Genomic DNA, 22,556 nt, shown 5'->3' on the forward strand with positions numbered 1-22,556 from the left:
CATAGATAAAGTCGCTGCGAGAATAAGCGGCGATATGAGAAGGTGGTCCTTCCCAAAATAGCGTTCCCCGGATAGGGCGGTGCTGGAATTGATCTCGGTCCCCACTCTACCCGCGCCGGGCTGAACTCTTCTGCCCCGGTCTAATTAACACTCGCCTTATGGGCAGCGCCTAGATGTTCCCGCACCTGCTTTATGGCGTCCTGTGGCGTCAGCACCTGCGCCCCAAGCTGGCTCCGCATGGCCGTCAGTTGCCGCTTGGCATACTGCCGCGAGGCCAGCACGGCGCGCGCTGTCGCCTCCGATTGGCCCAGATGTCCGGTAGCGACGGCCCACGCCTCGCGGTAGCCCAGGGCCTGCCAGGCGGTAGGACGTGGCAGGGTTTCGGGGTCAAGCTGTGAGGCCAGCCACGCGGCCTCTTCTGCCCAGCCAGCGGCGAACATGGCCCCCACACGCGCGGCCATCCGTGCCTCCAGCTCTGGGCCGGGCCGGGTGAAGGCGGTCACGGCGTACCCAAAACGGGGCGGGCGATTCCCGAAAGAACCGGGATACTGCCCGGTGCGGCGGAAGACCTCAGTGGCGCGCACGATGCGGCGGGGGTTGCGCTCCATGCGCCTCGCCTCGGCTGGGTCGCTGGCGGTAATATCGGCCAGCAGGGCGTCCAGGCCACGCTGGGCCAGTTCGGCCTCCACAGCAGCGCGGACCCCCGGATCGGCGGGCGGGGTCAGCGGCAGGCCGCGCAGCAGGGCCGTCAGATAAAACGTCGTCCCGCCCACCACCAACGGCACACGCCCACGCTCCAGCACACCCGCGATGGCAGCTTCAGCCTCCTGCACGTAGCGGGCCACGTCGTAGTTCTCGCTCACATCGGCCACATCCAGCAGATGATGCGCAACGGCCTCCCGTTCGGCAGGCGTGGGCTTGGCGGTGCCGATGTCCAGCCCCCGGTACACCGTGAAGGCGTCTGCCGAGACCACCTCCAGACCAAATTCTTGGGCCAGTTCCAGCGCCAGGGCCGACTTTCCGGCGGCGGTGGGGGCAGTCAGCAGGGGAATTGGAGTGAGCAGCCGGGTCATCCCTCCCACTTTAGGCGCTGGCGTGCCCGGCGGCATGGTGTAGGGGCGTGTGGCGTGCCCGGCGGCGCGGGTGCTAGCGTGACAGGCATGAATGAGCCGGTGCTGGCCCGACTGCAACACCTGATGACCCTGCGCGAGGAGGTCGAGACCCTCGGGGCTGGTCCCTGGACGCCCACCGCCGACTGGGCGGACAGCGACGCCTACCTGACCCTTCATCTGGATGTGCCGGGCATCGATCCCGAACGCCTGGAAATGCACGAGGAGGGCGGCATGTTGACCGTGGCCGGGGAGCGCGCCGCGCCGCAGGGCCTGCTGAGCGCCGAACGTCCCAGCGGCGTCTTCCGCCGGGTGCTGACCTTCCCGCGCGAGGTAATGCCGCAGTCCGGCGAGGCCCATCTGGCGGGCGGCGTGCTGACCGTACGCTTTCAGAAAAAACACCCCACCATCGATGTCCACTCTGCGGATATGCACGGGGCGGATAAGCAGGGTGCCGACACACACGGGGACGGCAGCCACTCCGGCTGAGCGGGCCTTCTGGGTATTCAGGGACTCCCCGAACAACCTTCATGCAAGCTCTCACGGCCCCAACCACACATCTACACTGGGCCATGACGAAAAAACTCACCCTGAGTCTGGCTGGCCTGACCCTGCTGGGATCGGCCCTGGCCGCCACGTATAAGAATGCCGAGAACGGTTTCTCGGTCACGCCGCCGCCTGCCTGGACGCAGCTCAGCGTGCCCGGCGTGGCGGTGGCTTTTGCCGATAAACCACAGGGGGATTTCACACCCAACCTGAACGTGGCGGTGCAGCCGCTTCCGCCGGGCATCACCCTGGCGCAGTACCACGCCCTGAGCCTGGATCAGGTGAAAAAACTGATCACCGACAGCAAGATCATCAGCACGCGCGCCACCACTCTGGGCGGGGCCAAGGCACAGGAAACCGTCTATACCGGGCGACAGGGCCAGTTCAAGCTCTACTTCATCTCTACCTACGCGGTCACAGGCGGCAAGGCGTATCTGGTCACCGCCACAACCAAACAGGGACTCCAGGCCAAGATGACGCCCACCAACGCAGCGTTCGTGAAGAGCTTCAAGCTTTTGCGTTGAGGAAGGCGGTTTAGGAAACCCTGGCCCGCTAAACTCGTGGGCATGACCGTCACCGACACCCACAGCGCCGACACCCACAAGGCCGAGTTCCAGCTTCCCGTCGTGACCCCCGAGGGCAGCATAGACTGGACCGCCATTCCCAGCCCGGCCTTCGTGCTGGACGAGTCGCGGCTGCGGCGCAATCTGGCGCTGATCTCGCACGTTCAGCAGGAAAGCGGGGCGCGGATCATCGTGGCCTTCAAGGGCTTTTCGATGTGGAGTACCTTTCCATTGCTGCGCGAATACGGCATCTCCGGCGCGACGGCCAGCAGTCTGAACGAGGCCCTTCTGGCCCGCGAGGAAATGCGCGGCGAGGTCCACGTCTACGCCCCAGCCTACAGCGACGAGGAAATGCCCCGCATTCTGGAACTGGCAGACCATCTGGTGTTCAACTCGTTCTCTCAGTGGGAGCGCTTTAAGCCAGCGGTGGAACAGGCCCGCAAAGGGGGCCGCGACATTCAGGTGGGCATCCGCATCAATCCCGAGTACGCCGAGGTCGAGACGGACCTGTACAACCCCGCCGGGCCGTTCTCGCGGCTGGGCGTCACGCGCCGCGAGTTCCAGGAAGACCTGCTGGACGGTGTGGACGGCCTGCACTTCCACACCCTCTGCGAGAAGGACAGCGACACGCTGGAGCGCACGCTGGAAGTCGTCGAGCGCAACTTCGGCGAATTCCTACCCCGCATGAAATGGGTCAATTTCGGCGGCGGCCATCTGATGACGCGGGAGGGCTACGACACCGCCCGCCTGATCCGTCTGGTGCGCGCCTTCCGCGAGAAGTGGGAGGTGGACGTGATCCTGGAACCCGGCAGCGCTTTCGGCTGGCAGACGGGCTGGCTGGTCAGCCGCGTGCTGGACGTGGTGCATAACGTCAAGAACGCCGCCCTGCTGGACGTCTCGGTCAGTGCCCACATGCCCGACGTGCTGGAAATGCCCTACCGCCCCCGCATTCTGGGCGCGGGTGATCCCCCCGAACACGAACACCGCGAGGCCAACGACTACGGCGGCGGCCATCCCTACCTGATCGGCGGCACCACCTGCCTGGCCGGGGACGTGGTGGGCGAGTACGTGTTCGACAAACCGCTGCACATCGGGGACCGCGTGATCTTCGACGACATGATCCATTACACGATGGTCAAGACCACCTTCTTCAACGGCGTCAAGCACCCCGATATCGGCATCCTGCATCTGGACGGCAGCTACGAGCGGGTCAAAACGTTCGGTTACGAGGAATTTAAGGCCAAGCTAAGCTGAGGGAGAGCGAACATGAATGACAGGGACAGATACTTCCTGACGCGCTGCGTCGAACTGGCCGAGACCGCGCTTCAATCGGGCAACGATCCCTTCGGCTCGCTGATCGTGTCGCAGTCGGGCGAGGTTCTGTTCGAGGATTACAACCGGACCGCAGGCGGCGACGCCACGCAGCATCCGGAAATTGCGATTGCCCGCTGGGCCGCCACCCACCTCTCGCCGCAGGAGCGAAGGCAGGCCACCGTCTATACCTCCGGCGAACACTGCGCGATGTGTTCCGCCGCCCACGGCTGGGTGGGGCTGGGGCGCATCGTGTACGCGAGTTCGTCCAGGCAACTGACCGAATGGATGGAAGAGTTTGGCGCGGAGCCGGGACCAGTCAACCCGCTGTCCATTCAGGACGTGCTGCACGACGCGGATGTCGAGGGGCCGGAGCCGTCGCTGAGCGAGCGTATCCGCGAACTGCACGAACAGAACATCCGCAGGCGTTCCAAAAGCTGAGCGCATCCAGAACAGCACAAAGCCCCCACACTCGCCACGGAGTCGGGGGCTTTGCGCCTGTTGCCTGAATGTCTGTATCGGGGAGAGGTTGGGTGAAAGTTGCGCCGGGGCAGATCGTTTGCCCGTAAAAGCGCGCCGATTGGAACCCGGCCCGTGGTGCGGGGCTGGGAAAAAGAGGGCCGGGCATGGGGTCACGAACTGGGTGTCCAGTCATGCCCGGCGCAGAGAAGTCAGGTTGGGGGTTGAGCTTACTTGCGGTAAATCCTGGAAACGCCATTCACAGTGCGGATGCTGCCACCCTCGAAATCGGCGGCCCAGGCCCCGTTCAGCATGTACTGATCGCGGGTGGGAAACCCCAGGAAGCTGCCGCTGCCGCCCAGTCCCTGGTAGGACTTGAGGACCGGGCCAGTCAGCCAGAAGGTGCCGTATTTCTGCGAGTCGTACAGTGCGCCGTTCTGGAAAAAGCCGTAGAGGCCGGTGGTGCCGTAAAGGTTTTGGGGAATGACCTTCTCGTCTCCGGCAGCCCAGCCCAGACGGCTGGGGGGGCGGGTTGTGCCATTCTCAGCCTGGGCCAGTGACAGGTAGCGGGCCAGCAGGCGACCATGCACCGAGTAGGAGCGGCTGCTGCCGTTGGCGTGCAGCAGGGCCGCGTCGCCGTATGCCCCGACGCCGTTGAACTTCTGCCAGAAACCGTTGCCCCACGCCGCAGCATAGGTGGTGGCCTGACCCAGCGACTCGTCACCCTTCAGGCGGGCGTAGGCGTCCACCATCGCGCTGTCGAAGGAGCCGTCCTGACGCTGGCCAGGCTGAATCTGCACGGCAGGCGTGGGCTGGGGCTGCGGCGTCTGCACCGTGTTGCCCACCCGGAAGAAGGCGGTGTCGGTGACCCAGGCGTTACTGGGCAGTGGGTTGACCACGACACTCAGCGCCTGCGCCAGTCCGTCCTGTCCCTGCACACTGACGGTGGCGAACTGCTGCTGTCCCTCGAAGGTGGCGATGTCGTTCAGGCTCAGCTCGGTGGTACTCGCCACGGCCAGCAGCTTGTCCTGCCCGTTGGGGCCACCAACGCTGAGGCCGTAGTTCGCGCCATTGCGTGGAAAGACCCGCGTGCCCGCCTGGACATAGTTGCTGTCCTCGTACCTGTTGGGAAAGAACAGATCAATGTTGCCGTCCGCATTCACGTTGAACAGGTAGATGTAGGCGTCCGCATTGGTCTTGAGGCCCACGCTGATGCGCTCGCCGATCTGATAGACGGGGTTCCCGGTGCCGCTGGCGTCGCGGTTCGTCCAGACCTGCACATTCAGCTCCGGCTGCGAGGGATTGACGATGATGCTCTGGGCGCTGAGCTGTGCGTCACCCGCACTGGCACTGGAAACGGTCAGGCCCAGCAGGGCGGTCAGGGTAGAAATGCGCTTGAGGTTGGACATGTCGGGCCTCCTGAGGATCGAAGTGGGTGTGTGCTGCTCGTAACTTGAATGTGCGTAAGGTACGGGCTGAATCTGACGAGGCACTGATAAGCCGCGAGCATTAAGCCCAGTCAGGAAAGCAGGGCTGGCAAGGGCCGGGAGGCCACCGACGCATCATCGCCGTCCTCCCACCCACATTTCTTTTGTCCCTGGTCAGCCTGAGCGGTCAGTAGACGAACCGTTACCGGACGATCAGCCCGGCCACCCACAGCGCCAGCGGGGCCAGCAGCAGCGCCGGGAGCATGCTCGCCACGCGCACACGCTTGTCCTCCATGCCCAGCCCGGCCAGCATCAGGTTCCAACTGATCCCGATAATGGTCAGGCCACCCGCCCCGGTCAGCATCAGCACGTAAGCATTGGTCTTGAGTGTTTCGGGGTCCGCACCGCCCAGCAGCGTGGCGGCGAACGCCCCGGCAGCCAGACTGATGCCGCCCTGCACGATCAATATCGTGATCACGCTGAAGCCCACGCCGATGCCGTAGGCGCCCGCCAACGCCAGCGAGGCAATGCCGTCCAGCGTGCTTTTCAGGATGTAGCTGGAGGCGTCCCCCGTCAGGCCGTTCTGCAAGCCGCCCACGAAGGTCAAAGGCCCCACGCAGAACAGCAGGCTGGCGGCCACGAAACCCTCCGTGAAGCGCCCCCCGCCCTTAAAGCGTTTCTTGAGAACCTCGCCCAGACGGTTCAGACCTTCCTCAATGCCCAGCGCCTCGCCGATCACCACACCAGCCGCCAGACTGACCAGCGCCAGAATCACGCCCGGAATGCTGCCCGCCGAGACTTTGTTCAGGCTGCCCGCCATGTCCAGCCCGATGAACAGCGTGACCAGACTCAGGGTCTGGAGCAGCGAGCGCTGCGTGCGCGCGGGCAGCCTTCCCCCCACAGTCAGGCCCAGCAGCGTGCCCAGCAGCACGGTCCCCACGTTCACGAAAGTGCCTGACAGTTGTGCGAGAAGACTCATCGGGACAAAGGGTAGCGCGCCGGGCAGGCGGGGAAAGCAGGCACCTTTGCCTCCGCACGCCCCACCCACAGAAAATCAGGCCCGCAGCGAACTGAGGAACGACTGTAGCCGCCCACCCTGTACCCGGACTGTCAAAACCCCACCTCAATCATAGAGGCGGGGGTGAGAAGGCCCGGCGTTTTATTCGCTGCGGTACGTCGGTTCGATCAACTGTTCAAGCCCGCCCAGATCCAGCAGTTCGTCCACACCCTGACCGCCCAGGCTGGGAATGCGGTAAGCGTCCGCCGCACCGTAGTTCACGGCGTAGCCCATGTCCTGCAAGGTGCCCACGCTCAGGCGCGACAGCGGGTTGAAAACGCCGCTGTTCAGGTAGCCGGTCATCAGCTCGGTCTTGAACGTCGTTTCGCGCCAGTGGCCGCCTGCCGTGCCGGGGCCGCCCTGATTTTCCACGGGAACGCTGCCCAGGGTGCCGCCTACCGCGCGGTATTCACGCAGGCCGTTGCCCCCCTGATAGGTGGGATTGCTGCCGCCGATGCCGCTGACCAGCCCAAAGCGCTGCCACAGCGTCCCAATGCCCAGCGAGTGCCCCAACTCATGCACGGCGATATCGGCCAACTGGCTGCTGAACGCCCCCAGATCGGCAGTGTCGAAGACCAGCGTGCTGTAGGTGGTCAGGCCACTGGCACTGCGGATGCTACACGGGCCGCTCTGGGCCAGGATACCGCCGGGACCGTCAATGGCGGTGTTGCCGGTAAAGACCAGCAAGTCGTCGATGGTGCCCACGTAGGCCGCATTGCTGCCACACGATCCGGCGCGGATGTTGGCGCGGTAGCTGGGCAGCCCCTGCGTGACCACGCCTTCCCAGCGTGCGGCGGCAGTCTGCATAGCGTTCACCACGCTCGCGCTGCTCCCCGGTGCAAATTTCAGCGTGATGTTGTAACGCTCGGTGGCCTGCTCCTGCAACGGATTACGCGTGAGCTGAGGATCAATGGGCAGATCGCTGACGCTGACCCTGACCTGCGCCGCCGCCGCTTCGCCGCCTTGCAGGGCAGGGGTGGCCACGTCCTGTGGTCCACCGCAAGAGGCCAGCACGGCGCTGAGGGAAAAGGCGGCAAGAGTGAAACCGGGAATGCTGCGGGGCTGAGCCATGATGAAACCTCCAGGGTGTAACGGCGACAGAAGGCCACAGACAGAACAGCCGTCCAGACCATAGGGGCTGAATGCTTCTGCCAGACGCGTTTTATCGCTGCTTGCGCCCACAGTAGTTCGCGGGGCATGAGATATCTGTAAAAGAATTCTCTCGGCATTCAACGGGTGACAGAGCAGATAAGAAGCTGGCCCTTTCGTGTATTCCAGTTAAGATTTCCAGAACTTTTTGCCCCGTGTTTTTCAAATTCAGCGCGTGTATTACACCCGCTGGGGGCTGACCCGCAGTTGACGTGCAGCGTGCTACGCTCCGCGCAAGTTGAAACACACCGAGGCTTCTTCCCTGACCGCGCCCCCGCTGGGGGTTGGGCCGGGCGGCGGCGCTGTTTTGACCTGGCCTGGGACGCACCGGGGCCTGAACACTGAAATCAAATTCTGTCTGGGGCCTGCCTTATGTCGGCCCCAAGCTCTTTTTGGGAGGTCCATCATGACCCTTTCAGACCAGTTCCACAGCCTGCCCACCCTGCTGAAAGTCCGCCAGGTCGCCGATTTTACCGGCACCCACGAACGCACTGTGCGCCGCTGGATTCGCGATGGGCGTCTGGGCGCAGTGGAACATCCCAGCGGCCTGCGCGTGCCCCGCCGCGCCCTGTGGCGTTTCCTAGGACTGGACCTTGCGCTGAGCGCATAAGCGAAACATTGCCCTGAGGCCGGGTTATCCTGCGTCCGCTATGGCTGACGCGCAGGCTGAACTGAGAACGGCGCTGGAACGCGGCGAACCCGCGAGTTTCTTCGGCACACTGCCCCTGCATGGTCAACCCGAGGCGGCGAGGCTGGCCCTGCGACTGGGCCGCCCCCGCCTCGCCGCGTTGTGGGCACAGGCGGACCCGCTGACTCACGCGGCGGCGTTATTGCGGGTGGGAGAATCCGGGAACGCGCTGCATGTGCTGGAGCCGTTGCCCGGCACCGCCCGTCCCGCTGCCCTGCGCGCCCGCGCCCTGTGGCAACTCGCGGACGCACAGGCTGAGGCTGAAACCACGAACGCACTTGAATTGGCCCGGCAGGAAGGCGATATATGGGCCGTAATCGCCGCCGCCACCCTGCGCGGCGAGCAACTTTTGCCTCAGCCCCATGCCGCCCTGCGTGCCCTAGCCGAGGGGTTGAAAGTGGCCGAGGGCAGCGGGCAGCCCAGTGACTCCCATCTGCTGGCGGTGCTGGCCCACGCGCAACTGCGGCTGGGGGGGGCCAAGGGTGTACGGACGGCTGAGAAAGCCCTAGACCGCAGCCTGCCGCGCAGCCCGGCGCGTGTGCTGGCGCTGTTTGCTTTGAATAGACCAGTGGAAGCAGAGACAGAGGCACTAGACGGAGATCTGACGGCAGTGTGGTGGCGGGGGTTTAGCCGATAACGTCCAGACGCGCCAGCCCGCGAATCACGAAGCCCCCGGTGTACTGGCCCGGCTCGTCGGGGTTGACCAAACGCAGCCCCGGCAAGGCGCGGCACAGTGCCCGCAAACTTAAAGCCAGTTCCAGCCGGGCCAGCGGCGCACCCAGGCAGTAATGGATGCCCAGCCCAAAGGTCAGATGCGGGTTGGGATCGCGACCCAGATTCAGCGCGTCCGGCTCCATAAATTTGAGCGGATCGCGGTTGCCACTGGCGTACAGCAGCGAAACGCGGTCTCCCGGCTTCAGGGCCGCACCGTGCAATTCCAGGGCTTCCAGCACGATGCGCTCGAACATCGGCAGCGGCGTGTCGAAGCGCAGCAATTCCTCGGTGGCACGGCGGAAGATGGGCAGGCTGTCTTCACGCGGGGCCGCCTCCACCAGCGCATCCCAGTGGTTCCGGTTCCGCAGCAGCGCCAGCACGCCCGCCGCTAGACCGTTAACGCTGGCCTCGTGCCCGGCATTCAGCAGCAGGATGCAGGTATCGATGAGTTCCTGCTCGCTCAGGCGATCCCCGGCTTCCTCAGCCTGCACGAAGGCGGTGATCAGATCGTCTCTGGGTTTGAGGCGGCGCTGCTGGCTCAGGTCACGCAGCAGGGCGCTGAAGTCCTGCACGGCGCGTTCGGCTTCGGCCTGTGCCTGCGGCCCGGCGCTCGGCTCGTACAACCGGACGATGGCGGCGGACCACGGGCGCAGCATCGCACGGTCTCCCTCCGGCACGCCCAGCAGTTCGGCGATCACCGTGACGGGCAGCGGTTCGGCGTAATCGGCCACCAGATCGAACGCTCTAGAGGCTCCCAGTCCACTCAACTGCCCGGCCAGAATCGCCTCGATTCGCGTTTGCAGGCCCTCCACCCGGCGCGGCGTGAAGGCTAGCCCCACTAGCGAGCGCAGGCGGGTGTGCTTGGGCGGCTCGGAATCCAGCAGATGGTTGCCGTTGAAGGCGTCGAACTGCGCCTGCGCGGGATCGGGGGGCGGCCAGCCCAGTTCGTCGCGCGAGTAACGGTGCAGGGCGCTGCGCCCGAAGCGCTTGTCTTTCAGCACGGCACTGATGTCGGCGTAACGGGTCAGGACCACCCGGTTCATGTCTGGATCGAAGAAAACTGGCGTCGTCTCGCGCAATTCGGCTAACAACGGGTACGGGTTCTGGACAAAGTCCGGGTCTGCAACAGGCAGACGGAACTGTGGGAGATTCTCGCCGGTCATTACAGAAACTGGTGGCCGTCGAGTAGCGCCGTGTCCTTCTCCACCTCTTTTTCAGGGTCTGCGCTGGGCAATTCCTTGTTCTGTGCCCGCCCCTGACCCTTGAGATGCTGGCTGGGCAGCCCGGAGACGGGCAGAGCCATGTCCTCGGGCAGCACATGGCGGGCCGACAGGTCAGAGAACGAGGTCATCAGCGCGCGGTAGCCGCTCAGAAACTGAGTGTATTCCTGCCGCGCCCCAGCCAGCCGCGAGGTGTATTCGGTGTGACGCTCGTTGAACTCGCGTTCCAGGGCGTTGATGCGTTCGGTCTGCACACGCTCGCGCTCCAACAGCAACTGGTGGTGGTCGCGCTCCAGATCGGCGAAACGGGCGTGGAAGGTGGCCTCCAGGGCCGTCATGCGTGCGCCGTGCTGGGCCTCGAATTCCACGTTGCGGGCCTGGGCCTCACGCAGCATGCTCTCGCCCTGCGCATTGGCGTGGGCCACGATCAACTCGCTTTCCTTGGTGGCGTTCTGGCGCATGTCGTGGCCCATCTGCTCGGCGGCCACCACCGCGCGGCGAATCTGGTCCTGCGAGGCTTTCAGTTCCTCCAGCTCACGCTCCAGCCGGGTGCGCGTCTCGCGCCCGCGCAGTTGCTCGCCCAGCACCGCCTCCAGCTCATCGGACACCTGGGCCAGAAAGGTCCGCACGCTGTCACGCCGGTAACCGCCGAATCTGCCGGGAAATTCCTGATGGCGGATGTCCAGCGGCGTCAGCCGGTTGGAATCGCGGCGGGCGGTGGTGCCGGGGGTCAGCTCGGAAGACGGCTCAGAGTTCAGGTCTCGGGTGGGGTCAGATCGGGTCAGGTCAGTCATGTAAAGAGGCTCCTTCCCACCCGCACCAGGGTGGCTCCTGCGCGCACGGCCAGTGGGTAATCGCCACTCATGCCCATGCTCAGTTCACTCAGGCCCAGATCGTGGGCATGCCGCGCCGTGTCGGTAAACAGCCGCAGAATACGGGTTTCGGTCTCGGCCTGCGTCAGGTCCTCACCGAAATCCGGGGCCATGACCATCAGCCCGCGCACGGTCAGGCCCGTTTCACGCACGCTTTTGAGGGTCTCTGCCAGTTCGTCTGCCGGAACGCCGTGCTTCTGTTCCTCGCCGTTGTGCAGTTGCAGCAGCAGGTCTGGCGCGTGGCCCCACTTCTGCGCCGCCTCTGCAATGGCCTCGGCCTGCCACACGGCCTCGATGGCGTGGACCAGCGTGACCGGGCGCAGGTACTTGATCTTGTTGCGCTGGAGGGGGCCGATGTAATGCCATTCCCAGTCAGGGCGCTCGGCGGCCTTGTCGCGCAGTTCCTGGGCGCGGCCCTCGCCCAGCGGGTAGGTGCCGTGGGCCAGCACATGACGCTCGATACTCTCCAGGGTCTGACCCTTGGTCACGGCCACCAGTCTGGCGCTGCCTGCCTCGCGCCCGGCTTCCTGCTCCAGCGCCCGCAAGTGGGCGACGATTTCGGGAAGACTCATGGCGTTTGCCTGGGGAAGAGGGCGTCAGGAGCGTTCCCGGCAAATCCAAGATCAATGCGGCTGATCCATCCCACACCCGGCGCAACGTCACGAACCATCTGAGTAGAGAACATCCCTCCATTGTCCTCCACCCTGGCAGGAGGCTCAAGGACAAACCCCCTGAGCCGTGCGGCCAGGGGGCCATTTTCACCGTGACGCACCCGATCTTCACCCTTCTCAGGGGCTGAGCAGCAACTGTGGACGCAGTGACCGCCTCATCCGGCCCCCAGCCCTGCTCTGCCCGTGCCCATTTGCGGGCATTTGTGCGGTCAGGGCGAGTTCAGAGATGTGCGAAACTAGGAGAAGAATGCGACACCCTTTAACACTCGCCGTAACCGTCGCGCTGGTTGCGCCCGCCGTGGCCCAGGCCCAGACCGCCGGAACCGTCCAGGACATCACCGTGACCGGAACCAGCGATCTGCTGACCAATTTCCTGCGCGCCACCCTCAGCGTCCAGCCGGGCGCGCCGCTGTCCAGTGTCAACCTGCGGGCCGTCGAGCAGGAAGTCGTGGCCACTGGTTACTTTAAGAGTGCCGTGGCCGAACTGCGGACCGTGGCGGGCAAGGACACCCTGAACGTCACGGTGGTCCCCAACCCCACCATCACGGCGGTGACGGCCAGCGGCCTGACCTTCCTGAACGCCGACGCCTTCACCAAGTCGGTGGGCGAGCTGCTGAACATCGCCCCCGGCGCGACGCTGAACACCCAGCGCCTCGATCAGGCGAAAGAAGCCCTGGCCCAGAACTACCAGACCGAAGGCTACCCCTTTGCCCCCAGCATCAGCGCCCAGACCAAGGCGGGTACGGACGGCAACGTCACCGTGACCTTCGTGGTGGACGAAACCGCCCCGATCAAGCGCGTGGAGGTCAGCGGCGTGACCCTGCTGCCCGCCGCCACCGTGACCAACATCTTCAAGCCGCTGTACGACACCAAGAAGTTCACGCCAGACCTGTACTACGGCGCGGTGCAGCAGCTCCAGATGGCCTTCGACGACGCCGGATACCTGCAAGCCGGGGTGGACACCAAAAACAGCACCCTGGTGGACGGCGTGCTGAAGGTCAACGTGATCGAGGGCAAGGTTGCTGATGTAGACCTGAGCAACCTGGGAGACCCCAAAGTGACGCTCCAGACCGCCCCCGGCAAGCCCGTGACCCTGGCCAGCCTTCAGGCTGACGTGCGGACACTGGCCAACCAGACCGGCAAGCCAGTGGGCTTCGCGCTCCAGCCCAACCCAGAGAATCCCGGCGAGGTGACCGTGCTGTTCGGGGCGTCGGACGTGGCTTCCGGGCCAGTCAAGACCATTGCCATCACCGGCAACACGCTTCTTCCCACCGCCACGTTGCTGGCCGCCGTCAAGACCAAGGCGGGCGACATCTACAGCCCGCAACTGGCGCAGGACGACTTTCTGGCGCTGCGTGACGCCTACCGCAAGCAGGGCTACGAGATCAGCACCCGCGACGCGGTGAGCTTCAAGGAAGGCGCACTGACCTTCAACGTCCGCGAGGTCAAGCTGGTGGGCTACGAGCTGGCTTGGCAGGGCGCGCACCGCACCAAGGACCGCGTGATCCTGCGCGAATTGCCCGATCCCGGCAGCGCGTTCAACCGCGAGAACCTCAGCGCCTCGCTGGCCCGCATCAGCCGTCTGGGCTTCGTGAGCGTGACCACGGAATCCGTCCGCAGCGATCCTCAGAACCCAGAGAACGTGACCTACGTGCTGGGCATCACGGAAAAGGCCAAGGGCATCCCCGTCAGCCTGGGCCTGACCTACGACAGCTTCGCGGGCGGCTTCAGCGGCGACGCGGCCTATACCAACCCCAACACCTTCGGACTGGGCCACGCCTTCACGGTGGCCATCGGCGCGCAGCAGAACGACGCCGGGCAGAACTTCAACGGCAACGTCAGCTACACCATTCCCTGGCTGGACCTGAAGTTCCTGGACTTCCAGAAGAACCGCACCAGCCTGTCGTTCGGCGTGGGCAGCAACGTCAACGGCAACAACGCCGTGTTCACCAAGCCCACCGACACGCCCGCTGGCACCGGCTTTCCGGCCAACACCGACACCGGCTACGACTACACGGTCCGCAGCACCGGCTTCAGCGTCAACACCGGGCGCAACCTGACCAAGTATCTGTACGGCAGCGTGGGCGTGGGCATCAGCTACAAGACCTACTACTTAGAAGCCCTGAAAGAGGGGGACAAGAACACCGTCGAGATCGCGGGGACGAACGGCCAGCCAGCCCAGACCTACACCTTCGACGAGGCCAAGGCCCAGAGCCTGCTGCCCGAGGCAGGCGTGACCACCCGCGTCAGCAGCGGCCTGAATTACGACAGCACCACCAATCCAGAGTTCCCCGACCAGGGGTTCCGCGCCAACGTGAACGCCGGATACAACTTCGGGCGGCAGGGACAAGCCCCGCTGCGCTGGAGCGACGTGGAGGGCGGCGGCAGCACCTACTACGGCTTCGGGCGCACGATTGACAAGGATCTGGGCTTGCAGACCAAGCAGCAGGTCTTTGCGGTGCGGGCCAACGCTGGCACCATCTTAAACGCCAGCGGCGCGCCCGGCGGCACCGGCTTTTCCATCGGCGGCGGCAGCACCCCTGAGTCCTCACGCCAGATTCGCGGCCTGCCCGACGGCTCGCTGTTCGGCGTCAACTACTTCACCACCAGCGCCGAGTACCGTTTCGATTTCGGCCTCAAGGCGGGCATCGCGCAGGGCCTGTACGGCGTGGCTTTCGCGGACGCCGGCAGCGCCTGGGGCACCAAGGAAAACCCCAACTTCAGCCTGCAATACGGCGTGGGCGCGGGCGTTCAGCTCAACCTGGGCATCGGCGGGGCGCTGCTGCCCAGCCTGCGCTTCGATTACGGCTACAGCCCCCAGAACCAGCGCGGCCAGTTCTACTTCCGCATCGGCAACTTCTTCTGAGCTGAGGCTGAAGAAAACAAAAAAGAGGCGCGTATCCCCGAACAGGATGCGCGCCCTTTTGCGTCAACCGTTCAACTGGGTTGTTCTGCCCACAGCGCCCGCATTTCCTCGCTGCGCTCCAGCAAACCCTCCAGCGTCCCCTCGTCCACGATACGTCCGTCCTGCATCAGCAAAATCCTATCGGCGCGGCTTAATGCGGCGCGGCGGTGGCTGACCACCAGACAGGTCGCGTCGGTCTCGCTGAACAGGCCGTCCCACAGTTGCGCCTCGGTGCGGGCGTCCAGGGCGCTGGAGACGTCGTCGAAGACCAGCAGATCGGCGTCCCTCGCCAGCATGCGGGCCACCGCCGTGCGCTGCATCTGCCCACCGGAGAGCTTGACGCCGCGTGCGCCCACGGGCGTATCCAGACCCTGTGGCAACTGCGCCAGATCGGGTTCCAGCACCGCCAGACGCACGGCGCGGCCCAATCGGTCCTCATGGCTGCCGCTCAGCACGTTCTCGCGCAGGCTGTCGCTGAACAGGCTGGGAATCTGGGAGGTGTAGGCGCTGCGCGGCGGGACGAGGAAGGTGGCCGGGTCTTCCACTACCTGCCCGTTCCACTCCACCGTGCCGGACTGCGCCGGGATCAGGCCCAGCAGCGCCCGCAGCAGCGTACTCTTGCCGCTGCCGATGCGCCCGGTCACGACGACGAATTCGCCCTGTGTAACGGTGAAGCTGGCATCACGCACCCCCAGGCCGCTGTCGTGGATTGCGGTCAGACCAGACACCCGCAATTCTTCCAGCGGCAGTTCCGGCGGCGCGGCGGGCGGCGCAGGTGGCCTGGCATGCAGGTAAACCGGATGGTGTTCCACGATCTTCGTGTCGGGCGCGTCTTGCAACAGACGGGTCATGCGGTCATAGCTGACCCCGGTGCGGCGGTGACGGGCAATCGCGTCGCCAAAAAAGCCCATACTCCCGGTCAGGCGCGGCAGCAGGCCGATGAACAGCACAAAATCGGCAATTTCCAGCGTGCCGCCGCGAATCTTGTTGGCTCCCAGCAGCAGCACCAGCCCCACCGCCAGATTGACCATGTTGGTGTTGACGCCCCGGATCAGCTCGGTCAGGAGAACGTCGCGCAGGGCGGCGTGTCGGCGCGTCTCGCCCAGGGTGCGGAGGTGGGACACCATGCCGTCCTCACGGGCGGCCAGCTTGACGGCGCTCACGGCCCCGAAGGTCTCGCCGATAAAATCGGTCACGCGGGCGGTGGCCTCGCGCATGCGGCGGCGGTAATTGCGGATGGTGGGCGAGAGCTTCTGCACAAAGGCCACCATCAGCAGCAGCGGCGTGCAGATCAGCACGGTAATCAGCGGGTCCACGCGGGCCATCAGCGTGATCGCCACCAGCGAGTACAGCACGAAGCCCAGGCTGTCGATCCAGACCTCCACATACCCAGCCACGTCCTCCACGTCGTCGCGGAAACGGCTGACGGCCTCGGCAGGGGTGTCGGGCAGGCGGCGCGAACCCCGGGCGGTCAGCAGGTAGCCCAGCAGATTCCGGCGCAGCAGCGCGTCCAGGGTGTACCAGATCTCAATGAACGCCCGGAACGCCCCGTAGAAGATGCCGAAGCGGCTGACCCGCACCAGCGCGAACCACCCCACGAACACCCAGGCCGCCAGGATGGTCGCGCCTGTATCCCCGCCGCTTTTGCGGAGCAGCTCTGCCTGATCCAGTTGCCCGAAAATGCGGCTGATCGCCAGCGCCAGAAGCGCGGGAGAGACGTGAACCATGCCCCACATGAACAGATTGAAAGCGAAGAGACCCGGTTTGTACGCGAACAGCCGTTTGGTCAGGGCAAAGGTGCGGTCCGGCGCGGTGGCAGCCGATTTGGCGGAAGAACTAGAGGTGGGGGCGGTGGTCATGCAGAGACTCCGGTCAGTGATAAGGCGTGAGGGCACACGGGGGCAAGATTTTGAGTGTCAGGGGCTGAATACCTCATGCCAGCACCCCCGCGCCCTCTTCTTCCAGGGTCCCGGCGCGCAGCAGTTCGGCGTAGTGGCTGTGCGGGGTGTGGGCCAGCACGGCGCGGGGGCCGTCCTCCAGCACCTCGCCGTCGCCCAGCACCAGAATCCGGTCTGCGCGGGCCACAGTATCCAGACGGTGAGCAATGATAATTGCAGTGCGTCCGGCCAGCAGGCGGGTCATGGCGGCGGTCAGCAGGGCTTCGGTGGCGGGGTCCAGACGGCTGCTCGGCTCATCGAGGATGATCACGGCGGGATCGCGCAGCATCACGCGGGCAAAGGCCAGCAGTTGCGCCTCCCCCGCCGACAGGCTCCCCGTGGGCAGCGGGGTGTGAACACCGTCTTTCAGGCGGGCCAGCCAGGTGCCCAGGCCCACCTCGTTCAGGGCCGCCTCCACTTCCTCATCGGTGATCTGCGGGTCAAAGAAGGACAGGTTGTCGCGCACGCTGGCCTGGAACAGTTGCACGTCCTGCGTGACCACCGCCACGCGCCGCCGCAAGCCGTGCAGGTCCACGTCCTGCACGTTCATCCCGCCCAGCCGCACGGTGCCGGACGTGGCATCGTACAGCCGCGAGACGAGGCGGGTCAGGGTGGTTTTGCCACTGCCGGTGCGTCCCAGCAGCCCCAGCGTCTGTCCGGCAGGCAGGTGAAAGGAAACGTCGTGCAGGACGCCGCGTAAGTCCGGCTCGTCAGGGGAATAGCTGAACGCGACGTTCTCGAATTCCAGGCTCAGGGCGCTGTCTTCCGGCAAGGCCGCGCTGCCGCCGTGAATCGCGCTCCTTAGGGCCAGAATCTCGCCCACCCGGAACAGGCTGGCCCCGGCCTTCTGCAACTCCTGCAACTGCTGCGTGAGCTGATCAATCGGTTCTTCCACCAGACTCATGTAGTTGTAGAGCAAAAAGGCCGTGCCCAGCGTGATCGTTCCCGCTGCGTACAGGCCCACCGCCGCCGACAGCACGCCCACGTAGCCGACGGCGAACAGGGCCATGCTCAGTTGCCACACGATGCTGCGCCGCCGCCAGGAATTGACGCTGTTGGTAAAGAAAGTGCGCTGCGTCCGCAGAAAACTGTTCAGATGGTGGCCGCCCGCGCCCAGGCTGCGAATGTCTTCCAGACCCGAAAGGCGTTCTTCGACAAAGCCGAACAACTTGGCGCTGGATTCACGCTCCAGCCGGGTGGGTTCCACGCCCAGTTTGCGGACACGGTTCATGGCGATCAGGGTCAGGAGGACAAAGAGACTGACGCCCGCACCCACGCGCCAGTCCTCGCGGAAGAACATGAACAGCGCGCCCAGCAGCAGCAGCGCCGCGCCGAACACCCGCACTGCGAACTGAGAGAAGAAGTTGCTCAGGGCCGTCACGTCGCCATCGATGCGTTCGATCATCTCGCCGGGGGTACGTTCCTTATGCTCACGCATGTCCAGCGACAGCAGGTGGGCCATCAGGTCCACGCGCAGCCGGTTGGTGGCGGTCCAGCCCACCCGCGCGCCCACGTAGGTGGCCCCCGCCGTCATCAGTTGCACGCCCACCGCCAGCGCGATATACATCCCAGCCAGCCGTGCCAGCAGCCCCACGTCTGCCCCCGCCCCCAGCTTGGCGTTGTCCACGAAGGTGCGGAGCAGTTGCGGCAGCAGCAGGTTCAGGCCGGTGCCGGTCAGCAGCAGCGCAGCCAGACCCGCCACCTGCCACTTCAGCGGTCCCAGGTACACGCGAAGCACGCCCAGCGTGGATGACGGCCTGGACGGCTCGGAATGTTGTTGAGTGGGGGCGGGCACAGACATCCCTACAGGCTAGAGCGGCGCGGCCTGGATTGCATACGCAATGTGGCGCATTTGGAGGGTAGCTCCCACGATCAACCCCTCCCCCCAGCCCTCAGCTCTTGTTCTTGGTCAGAATCCGCACCGACAGGATCTCGTCGGCCTTGGCACCGGCAATCGGGGTTTCCTGGCCGGACGCGGTGTCGCTGGTGCGGGTCAGCTTGGCCAGCGCGCCGTCACCCGTAACCACCTTGCCGAAGATGGTGTGCTTGCCGTTCAGGAAGTCGGTGGGGGCCAGCGTGATGAAGAATTGAGAACCGTTGGTGGCCGGGCCGCTGTTGGCCATTGCCAGGATGCCTTCGGAGTTGAAGGTCAGCTTGGTGCGGAATTCGTCGGCGAAGCTGTAGCCGGGACCGCCCGTTCCCCACTGGTCTTTCTTGGCCTCGTCCACGCTCAGGGGATCGCCCGTCTGGGCCATGAAGCCGTCGATGACGCGGTGAAAACGGATGCCGTCGAAGTAGCGGTCACGGGCCAGCGTCACGAAGTTGTTGACCGTGACCGGGGTTTCCTGCTCGTACAGGTCTGCCAGAATCTGGCCCCGGTTGGTGTCGATCAGGGCGTAGTAGTCCTGGCCGTCTTGCAGGGCCATCGCGGGTTCCTTCTTGAACTCGCGCACTGGCTCCTTGGTCAGGTCAGGGACCAGGGTATAGCCAGCCGGAACCGCACCCGGAGTGGTCACGGCAGGTGCGGCGGGCGTCGTCTCGGCAGGCTTCGCGGCAGCAGCGGTTTCATCCGGCTTGGCAGCAGCAGTGTCGTCCGCCTTCTTCTGGCAGGCGGTCAGCGCCAGCAGGGCGCTCAGGATCAGAACAGCATTCTTCATAACGCCCCAGTTTAGAGCAGCCGGGCGCGGGCGGGCGTCCCCCGTAAGTCGGAGCCTCAGCTTTCGGGCAGCCGCTCCCCAGCCTGAACCGCCACGGGCAGCACGTTTCCAGGCGGGGGCAGCGGGCAGGTCCAGCCGTCACCGTAAGCGCAGTACGGGTGATAGGCCAGATTGAAATCCACTGACACCAGCGTCTCACCCCCCTCGCTGCGAACCAGCGGGGCATCCAGATAGCGGCCCGCGCCATAGGTTTCTTTCCCACTGGTGGCGTCCCGGAAGGGGATGAAGACGCGCTGTGGTTGCTCGTCGCCCAGCGGGACGAAGACGCTCAGGGTCTGTTCGCCGCCGGGCAAAGTCAGCGCCACCGTGCCGTACAGAGCCATCGTGCGCGGCTGACCGGTGTTGGTTTCCAGCGTGAATTCGGCTGCCGGACCGGGGGGCGTCAGGGTCAGCGGCCCATTGAAGGCCCACGCCTGATCTGGCGGGTAATAGCGCAGGCCGTGAAACGCGGCCACGTCCACCGGACCACGCCCCGCGGCAAAATGCTCATCTTTGCGGCGGCGAAAGTCCATCACGGCGTCGGTGTACGGTGAGGTCACCAGTCCACCGTCAGCTTTTCACCGCCGTATTCCACGATGTCGCCGCGCCTCAGCTTCTTGCGCCTGCGGGTCTCGATCTCGCCGTTCAGCCGGACCTCGCCGCCCTGCACGCGGAATTTGGCCTCACCCCCGGTGTCCACCACGCCACTGATTTTCAGAAAATCCTGAAGATCGATGGTGTCCTGTGCCTCTCCATTCTGTGCTGCGCCTCGGCTGCCTGTCATGCGGGCAGCGTAGCAAAGCGCGGCGGCTGGCGGGAGAACAAAAAAGCCCTCTCGGTGGGGAGAGGACCTGCAAGGGGATTGTTTCGCGGCTGTTTCTTCACGGTTGCTGCTTCTTTATGGCTGCTTCGGCGCAGGATCGGCAGGCGGGGCTGGCGAGGGCGGGCTGGGCGTGCCCTCTTTTGGGGCGGTATCCGCTGGAACAGTATCTGCTGGAGGCGTAGCAGGTGTCGTAGTGGCAGGCGTCGTGGGGGGCGTCGTGGGCACCGTGCCAGGAGCAGACGGAGTCGCTGGCGTTCCCGGCGTCTCGGCAGGCTTCTGCTCCGTCTGCTTTTCCTCTGGCTTCGGCTCCGCCTCAGGTGTCGGCTTGTACTGCGCGCTGAAGATTCGCAGGTCCGCGTCGTCCACCTTACGGTCCTGGTTCAGATCGCCCACTGAACTGGATTTGCCGTAATTTTCCATCAGGATCGCCAGATCGGTCAGGTCGATTTTGCCGTCACCGTTCAGGTCCGCGCCGCTCAGGCGGGTGCGGGCGGCCTCGGCAGTCCAGTCCTTAAAGCCTAACTCGCGGGCCAGTTCCTGCTTCACGGCGTCGAATAGTGGCAGCGGGCCTGCCGGGTTGAACTCGATGCGCCGCGACCCGGCCACCGTGACCACGCGGGCGGCGACATCCGGGTTAAAGGGCGCCGCGCTGGTCCCCGCGCCGCCCAGGGTCAGAATCGTGCCCGAACTGCTGTCCAGCGTGACTGGTAGTTCCTTGGTACTGATGGCGCTCAGGGCCGCCTGCACCGCGCGGGTGAGGGCATCGCCCTGCGGTTGCAGCTTGACGCTGGCGGCGCTCGCCACGCCCAGGGCAGTGCCCAGCAGCAGGGCAGCGAAGGTCAGACCGCGTTTCATTTGGCCTCCAGCGCGGCACGGATGGCGTCACGCAGTTTGGCGGGATCGGTGATGGGTGTTTTGGCGTCACCTGCGGTCACCTTGCCGTCCGTGACCGGATACAGCCCCTGGTTAAAGCCCACCAGCGGACTGTCCTGCTTACGGACATACAGCAGCGCGAAGACCTCCTGACCGCTCTTCAGATTCGGCACGTCGGAGAGACCCTGGAGGAAGAACAGCGCGGGCTTGCCATCGTTCTGGGGCAGGCGGGCAGCGTCTCCGGTGATCGTTTCGGCCACGGTCAGCGGATAGGCCAGATACGTGACCTCGCCCTCCTTGACACTGACCGCCGGACCCAGCGTGCCACGCACGATCACCTCGGCCTTCTTGACCTGTTGCGCCAGCGTCAAGATCGGCGCAGTGGTGGCTCCAGCGGTGGCTACGAGGAAGGCGGCCAGAAACACTCTCTTGATCGACACTGTTTTTATCAACACTGTCCGGCGCATCACAGCGGCGCTCCGGTTCTCAGGTGCGCTCCGGGCGGGGCAGTCACGGGCGGCTTGGGCGGCTCGACGGGATTCTGCACCGGGGGCGTTACAGGTTGCTCGGTGGATGGCGGCTGGGGGGCTGTCGGCGTCGTCTGGGCGGGAGGGGTCACACTGGGCGTCGTTTGCGTCGGCATCACGCTGGGCACCGTTTCGGTAGACGCTGGAGCATCGGCGGGCTGATCCGCGCCGTCCTGCGTCCCATCCGCTTTCGGCGTTTCCGTCATGGCCGCTCCCGACATAAATTTGCCTGCCAGCAGCTTGCCCGTCCCGTCGCGGGCCTCGTAACCCATCTTGGTGGCGGTCAGGGTGGCAGCCTTGTCCTGGGCAGGTTTCACGCTGATCAGGGCGATCCGCACGCCGTTCCGCGGAACGGTCTTGAAACCCAGATCCACCGTCAGCACCTGCCCCTGCTGCTGCCAGAACAGCACGCCGCTCTGCTCGGACGCCTGCACGCGGGTCACGCTGACGCCTGCGGGCAGTTCCCAGTTCAGGCGCGCCGCCCGCACGTTGCGGGGCGCGGTGATGATCAGCGGAATGCGCGTCTCGCCGCGAATCTCGCCCGTGGGCAGGGTGGGGGCCAGCGACAGAGGCGGCAGAGTATTCACGTTGACCGTGTATTCCTTGCTGCGCGTGCTGAGGGTGGAGTCGGTCACCTCCAACGTGAACTTGTAGGTCCCGGTGGCGGTGGGCGTCCCCGTCAGGCGCTGACCGCCCAGCTTGATACCGGGAGGCAGAGTGCCGCTCGATATCTTCAGGGTGTATGGTCCCGCGCCGCCCGAAACACTCAGATCGGCGCTGTAGTCCTCGCCCTGGTACATCACGGGTAGGCCAGAGGCGTTGTCGGAGAAATACAGGATGTCCCGGCCACTTCCACCGCCCGTAGACGTGCCAGTGACGGGCTGCCCGCATCCGGCCAGAAGGGCGCTCAGCGCCAGGGCCAGCGCCGGAAGGGTGGTGCGAACATGCTTCATGCCTCTCAGTCTACCCGCCACGCCGTGTCGGTCCCGTGAGTTTGCGGTGATTTACC

General features: G+C 65.2%; 22 protein-coding genes. 7 read left to right on the plus strand and 15 right to left on the minus strand.

Annotation, left to right across the window (positions count from 1 at the left end):
* Positions 1-140: 140 nt before the first annotated feature.
* Entirely contained in the window at positions 141-1,073 is a 933-nt protein-coding gene (miaA, locus tag DAAJ005_RS13890) for a tRNA (adenosine(37)-N6)-dimethylallyltransferase MiaA (RefSeq protein ID WP_151847633.1), read from the minus strand.
* An 87-nt stretch (positions 1,074-1,160) separates the two neighbouring features.
* On the opposite strand from miaA, the gene DAAJ005_RS13895 reads away from it, so the two are divergent.
* From DAAJ005_RS13895 to DAAJ005_RS13910, 4 genes are all read left to right on the plus strand, one after another.
* Complete coding sequence (locus DAAJ005_RS13895) at positions 1,161-1,598, plus strand: Hsp20/alpha crystallin family protein (RefSeq protein WP_151847634.1); 438 nt, start codon at positions 1,161-1,163, stop codon at positions 1,596-1,598.
* A gap of 83 nt (positions 1,599-1,681) precedes the next feature.
* Positions 1,682-2,179: a DcrB-related protein gene (locus tag DAAJ005_RS13900; protein WP_192930772.1), complete on the plus strand. Its 498-nt coding sequence runs from the start codon at positions 1,682-1,684 to the stop codon at positions 2,177-2,179.
* A gap of 42 nt (positions 2,180-2,221) precedes the next feature.
* Positions 2,222-3,472: a carboxynorspermidine decarboxylase gene (gene nspC / locus DAAJ005_RS13905; RefSeq protein ID WP_151847636.1), complete on the plus strand. Its 1,251-nt coding sequence runs from the start codon at positions 2,222-2,224 to the stop codon at positions 3,470-3,472.
* 12 nt (positions 3,473-3,484) lie between these two features.
* Positions 3,485-3,970, plus strand: coding sequence for a nucleoside deaminase (locus DAAJ005_RS13910; RefSeq protein ID WP_151847637.1), 486 nt, complete (start codon positions 3,485-3,487; stop codon positions 3,968-3,970).
* Positions 3,971-4,218: 248 nt separating this feature from the next.
* Here the strand turns inward: DAAJ005_RS13910 and DAAJ005_RS13915 are convergent, their stop codons facing one another.
* From DAAJ005_RS13915 to DAAJ005_RS13925, 3 genes are all read right to left on the minus strand, one after another.
* The gene (locus tag DAAJ005_RS13915; protein ID WP_151847638.1) at positions 4,219-5,397 is read right to left on the minus strand and encodes a DUF4384 domain-containing protein; all 1,179 of its coding nucleotides are present in this window, start codon (positions 5,395-5,397) and stop codon (positions 4,219-4,221) included.
* Between the two features lie 220 nt (positions 5,398-5,617).
* Complete coding sequence (locus DAAJ005_RS13920) at positions 5,618-6,394, minus strand: DUF554 domain-containing protein (RefSeq protein WP_151847639.1); 777 nt, start codon at positions 6,392-6,394, stop codon at positions 5,618-5,620.
* 180 nt (positions 6,395-6,574) lie between these two features.
* Positions 6,575-7,543, minus strand: a complete 969-nt coding sequence (locus DAAJ005_RS13925; RefSeq protein WP_151847640.1) for a leishmanolysin-related zinc metalloendopeptidase — start codon at positions 7,541-7,543, stop codon at positions 6,575-6,577.
* Positions 7,544-8,027: 484 nt separating this feature from the next.
* On the opposite strand from DAAJ005_RS13925, the gene DAAJ005_RS13930 reads away from it, so the two are divergent.
* Positions 8,028-8,231 (plus strand): helix-turn-helix domain-containing protein, encoded by a 204-nt coding sequence (locus DAAJ005_RS13930; RefSeq protein WP_151847641.1) that lies wholly within the window; start codon positions 8,028-8,030, stop codon positions 8,229-8,231.
* Between the two features lie 40 nt (positions 8,232-8,271).
* The gene (locus DAAJ005_RS13935; RefSeq protein WP_226342433.1) at positions 8,272-8,946 is read left to right on the plus strand and encodes a hypothetical protein; all 675 of its coding nucleotides are present in this window, start codon (positions 8,272-8,274) and stop codon (positions 8,944-8,946) included.
* On the opposite strand, the gene DAAJ005_RS13940 is transcribed toward DAAJ005_RS13935, so the two are convergent.
* Genes DAAJ005_RS13940 through DAAJ005_RS13950 form a run of 3 tightly spaced genes read right to left on the minus strand, consistent with a single transcriptional unit; the run spans position 8,936 to position 11,687 of the window.
* Positions 8,936-10,186: a cytochrome P450 gene (locus tag DAAJ005_RS13940; protein WP_151847642.1), complete on the minus strand. Its 1,251-nt coding sequence runs from the start codon at positions 10,184-10,186 to the stop codon at positions 8,936-8,938. The two genes, DAAJ005_RS13935 and DAAJ005_RS13940, sit on opposite strands and share 11 nt — an antisense overlap.
* Positions 10,186-11,037 (minus strand): DivIVA domain-containing protein, encoded by an 852-nt coding sequence (locus tag DAAJ005_RS13945; protein WP_151847643.1) that lies wholly within the window; start codon positions 11,035-11,037, stop codon positions 10,186-10,188. The genes DAAJ005_RS13940 and DAAJ005_RS13945 overlap by 1 nt, the downstream gene beginning before the upstream one ends.
* Positions 11,034-11,687, minus strand: coding sequence for a YggS family pyridoxal phosphate-dependent enzyme (locus DAAJ005_RS13950; protein WP_151847644.1), 654 nt, complete (start codon positions 11,685-11,687; stop codon positions 11,034-11,036). The genes DAAJ005_RS13945 and DAAJ005_RS13950 overlap by 4 nt, the downstream gene beginning before the upstream one ends.
* Before the next feature lie 346 nt (positions 11,688-12,033).
* On the opposite strand from DAAJ005_RS13950, the gene DAAJ005_RS13955 reads away from it, so the two are divergent.
* Positions 12,034-14,652 (plus strand): outer membrane protein assembly factor, encoded by a 2,619-nt coding sequence (locus DAAJ005_RS13955; RefSeq protein ID WP_151847645.1) that lies wholly within the window; start codon positions 12,034-12,036, stop codon positions 14,650-14,652.
* 71 nt (positions 14,653-14,723) lie between these two features.
* Here DAAJ005_RS13955 and DAAJ005_RS13960 read toward each other — a convergent pair whose 3' ends face one another.
* The 8 genes from DAAJ005_RS13960 to DAAJ005_RS13995 form a co-directional block, all read right to left on the minus strand.
* Positions 14,724-16,550, minus strand: coding sequence for an ABC transporter ATP-binding protein (locus tag DAAJ005_RS13960; RefSeq protein ID WP_151847646.1), 1,827 nt, complete (start codon positions 16,548-16,550; stop codon positions 14,724-14,726).
* Between the two features lie 73 nt (positions 16,551-16,623).
* On the minus strand, positions 16,624-18,429 hold the full coding sequence (locus DAAJ005_RS13965; protein WP_151847647.1) for an ABC transporter ATP-binding protein: 1,806 nt from the start codon (positions 18,427-18,429) through the stop codon (positions 16,624-16,626).
* A 91-nt stretch (positions 18,430-18,520) separates the two neighbouring features.
* A complete protein-coding gene (locus DAAJ005_RS13970) occupies positions 18,521-19,285 on the minus strand; it encodes a peptidylprolyl isomerase (RefSeq protein ID WP_192930773.1) in 765 nt (254 codons plus the stop codon).
* A gap of 56 nt (positions 19,286-19,341) precedes the next feature.
* Positions 19,342-19,857, minus strand: coding sequence for a DUF1684 domain-containing protein (locus DAAJ005_RS13975; RefSeq protein ID WP_192930964.1), 516 nt, complete (start codon positions 19,855-19,857; stop codon positions 19,342-19,344).
* Between the two features lie 23 nt (positions 19,858-19,880).
* On the minus strand, positions 19,881-20,108 hold the full coding sequence (locus DAAJ005_RS13980; protein WP_075833884.1) for an RNA-binding S4 domain-containing protein: 228 nt from the start codon (positions 20,106-20,108) through the stop codon (positions 19,881-19,883).
* 114 nt (positions 20,109-20,222) lie between these two features.
* Positions 20,223-21,002: a hypothetical protein gene (locus DAAJ005_RS13985; RefSeq protein WP_226342434.1), complete on the minus strand. Its 780-nt coding sequence runs from the start codon at positions 21,000-21,002 to the stop codon at positions 20,223-20,225.
* Positions 20,999-21,460, minus strand: coding sequence for a hypothetical protein (locus tag DAAJ005_RS13990; protein ID WP_226342435.1), 462 nt, complete (start codon positions 21,458-21,460; stop codon positions 20,999-21,001). Before DAAJ005_RS13990 ends, DAAJ005_RS13985 begins: the two co-directional genes overlap by 4 nt.
* 26 nt (positions 21,461-21,486) lie before the next feature.
* Positions 21,487-22,500, minus strand: coding sequence for an Ig domain-containing protein (locus DAAJ005_RS13995; RefSeq protein ID WP_151847649.1), 1,014 nt, complete (start codon positions 22,498-22,500; stop codon positions 21,487-21,489).
* Positions 22,501-22,556: the final 56 nt, after the last annotated feature.

Source organism: Deinococcus sp. AJ005, from assembly GCF_009017495.1.
Taxonomy (GTDB): domain Bacteria; phylum Deinococcota; class Deinococci; order Deinococcales; family Deinococcaceae; genus Deinococcus.

Bases quoted from the DNA above. Each gene is read 5' to 3' on its own strand.
- DAAJ005_RS13915 (WP_151847638.1), bottom strand. From the start codon at position 5,397: ATGTCCAACCTCAAGCGCATTTCTACCCTGACCGCCCTGCTGGGCCTG.
- miaA (WP_151847633.1), bottom strand. From the start codon at position 1,073: ATGACCCGGCTGCTCACTCCAATTCCCCTGCTGACTGCCCCCACCGCC.
- DAAJ005_RS13975 (WP_192930964.1), bottom strand. From the start codon at position 19,857: ATGGACTTTCGCCGCCGCAAAGATGAGCATTTTGCCGCGGGGCGTGGT.
- DAAJ005_RS13945 (WP_151847643.1), bottom strand. From the start codon at position 11,037: ATGACTGACCTGACCCGATCTGACCCCACCCGAGACCTGAACTCTGAG.
- DAAJ005_RS13965 (WP_151847647.1), bottom strand. From the start codon at position 18,429: ATGTCTGTGCCCGCCCCCACTCAACAACATTCCGAGCCGTCCAGGCCG.
- DAAJ005_RS13995 (WP_151847649.1), bottom strand. From the start codon at position 22,500: ATGAAGCATGTTCGCACCACCCTTCCGGCGCTGGCCCTGGCGCTGAGC.
- DAAJ005_RS13960 (WP_151847646.1), bottom strand. From the start codon at position 16,550: ATGACCACCGCCCCCACCTCTAGTTCTTCCGCCAAATCGGCTGCCACC.
- DAAJ005_RS13920 (WP_151847639.1), bottom strand. From the start codon at position 6,394: ATGAGTCTTCTCGCACAACTGTCAGGCACTTTCGTGAACGTGGGGACC.
- DAAJ005_RS13985 (WP_226342434.1), bottom strand. From the start codon at position 21,002: ATGAAACGCGGTCTGACCTTCGCTGCCCTGCTGCTGGGCACTGCCCTG.
- DAAJ005_RS13980 (WP_075833884.1), bottom strand. From the start codon at position 20,108: ATGACAGGCAGCCGAGGCGCAGCACAGAATGGAGAGGCACAGGACACC.
- DAAJ005_RS13940 (WP_151847642.1), bottom strand. From the start codon at position 10,186: ATGACCGGCGAGAATCTCCCACAGTTCCGTCTGCCTGTTGCAGACCCG.
- DAAJ005_RS13930 (WP_151847641.1), top strand. From the start codon at position 8,028: ATGACCCTTTCAGACCAGTTCCACAGCCTGCCCACCCTGCTGAAAGTC.
- DAAJ005_RS13900 (WP_192930772.1), top strand. From the start codon at position 1,682: ATGACGAAAAAACTCACCCTGAGTCTGGCTGGCCTGACCCTGCTGGGA.
- DAAJ005_RS13895 (WP_151847634.1), top strand. From the start codon at position 1,161: ATGAATGAGCCGGTGCTGGCCCGACTGCAACACCTGATGACCCTGCGC.
- DAAJ005_RS13950 (WP_151847644.1), bottom strand. From the start codon at position 11,687: ATGAGTCTTCCCGAAATCGTCGCCCACTTGCGGGCGCTGGAGCAGGAA.
- DAAJ005_RS13910 (WP_151847637.1), top strand. From the start codon at position 3,485: ATGAATGACAGGGACAGATACTTCCTGACGCGCTGCGTCGAACTGGCC.
- DAAJ005_RS13970 (WP_192930773.1), bottom strand. From the start codon at position 19,285: ATGAAGAATGCTGTTCTGATCCTGAGCGCCCTGCTGGCGCTGACCGCC.
- nspC (WP_151847636.1), top strand. From the start codon at position 2,222: ATGACCGTCACCGACACCCACAGCGCCGACACCCACAAGGCCGAGTTC.
- DAAJ005_RS13955 (WP_151847645.1), top strand. From the start codon at position 12,034: ATGCGACACCCTTTAACACTCGCCGTAACCGTCGCGCTGGTTGCGCCC.
- DAAJ005_RS13935 (WP_226342433.1), top strand. From the start codon at position 8,272: ATGGCTGACGCGCAGGCTGAACTGAGAACGGCGCTGGAACGCGGCGAA.
- DAAJ005_RS13925 (WP_151847640.1), bottom strand. From the start codon at position 7,543: ATGGCTCAGCCCCGCAGCATTCCCGGTTTCACTCTTGCCGCCTTTTCC.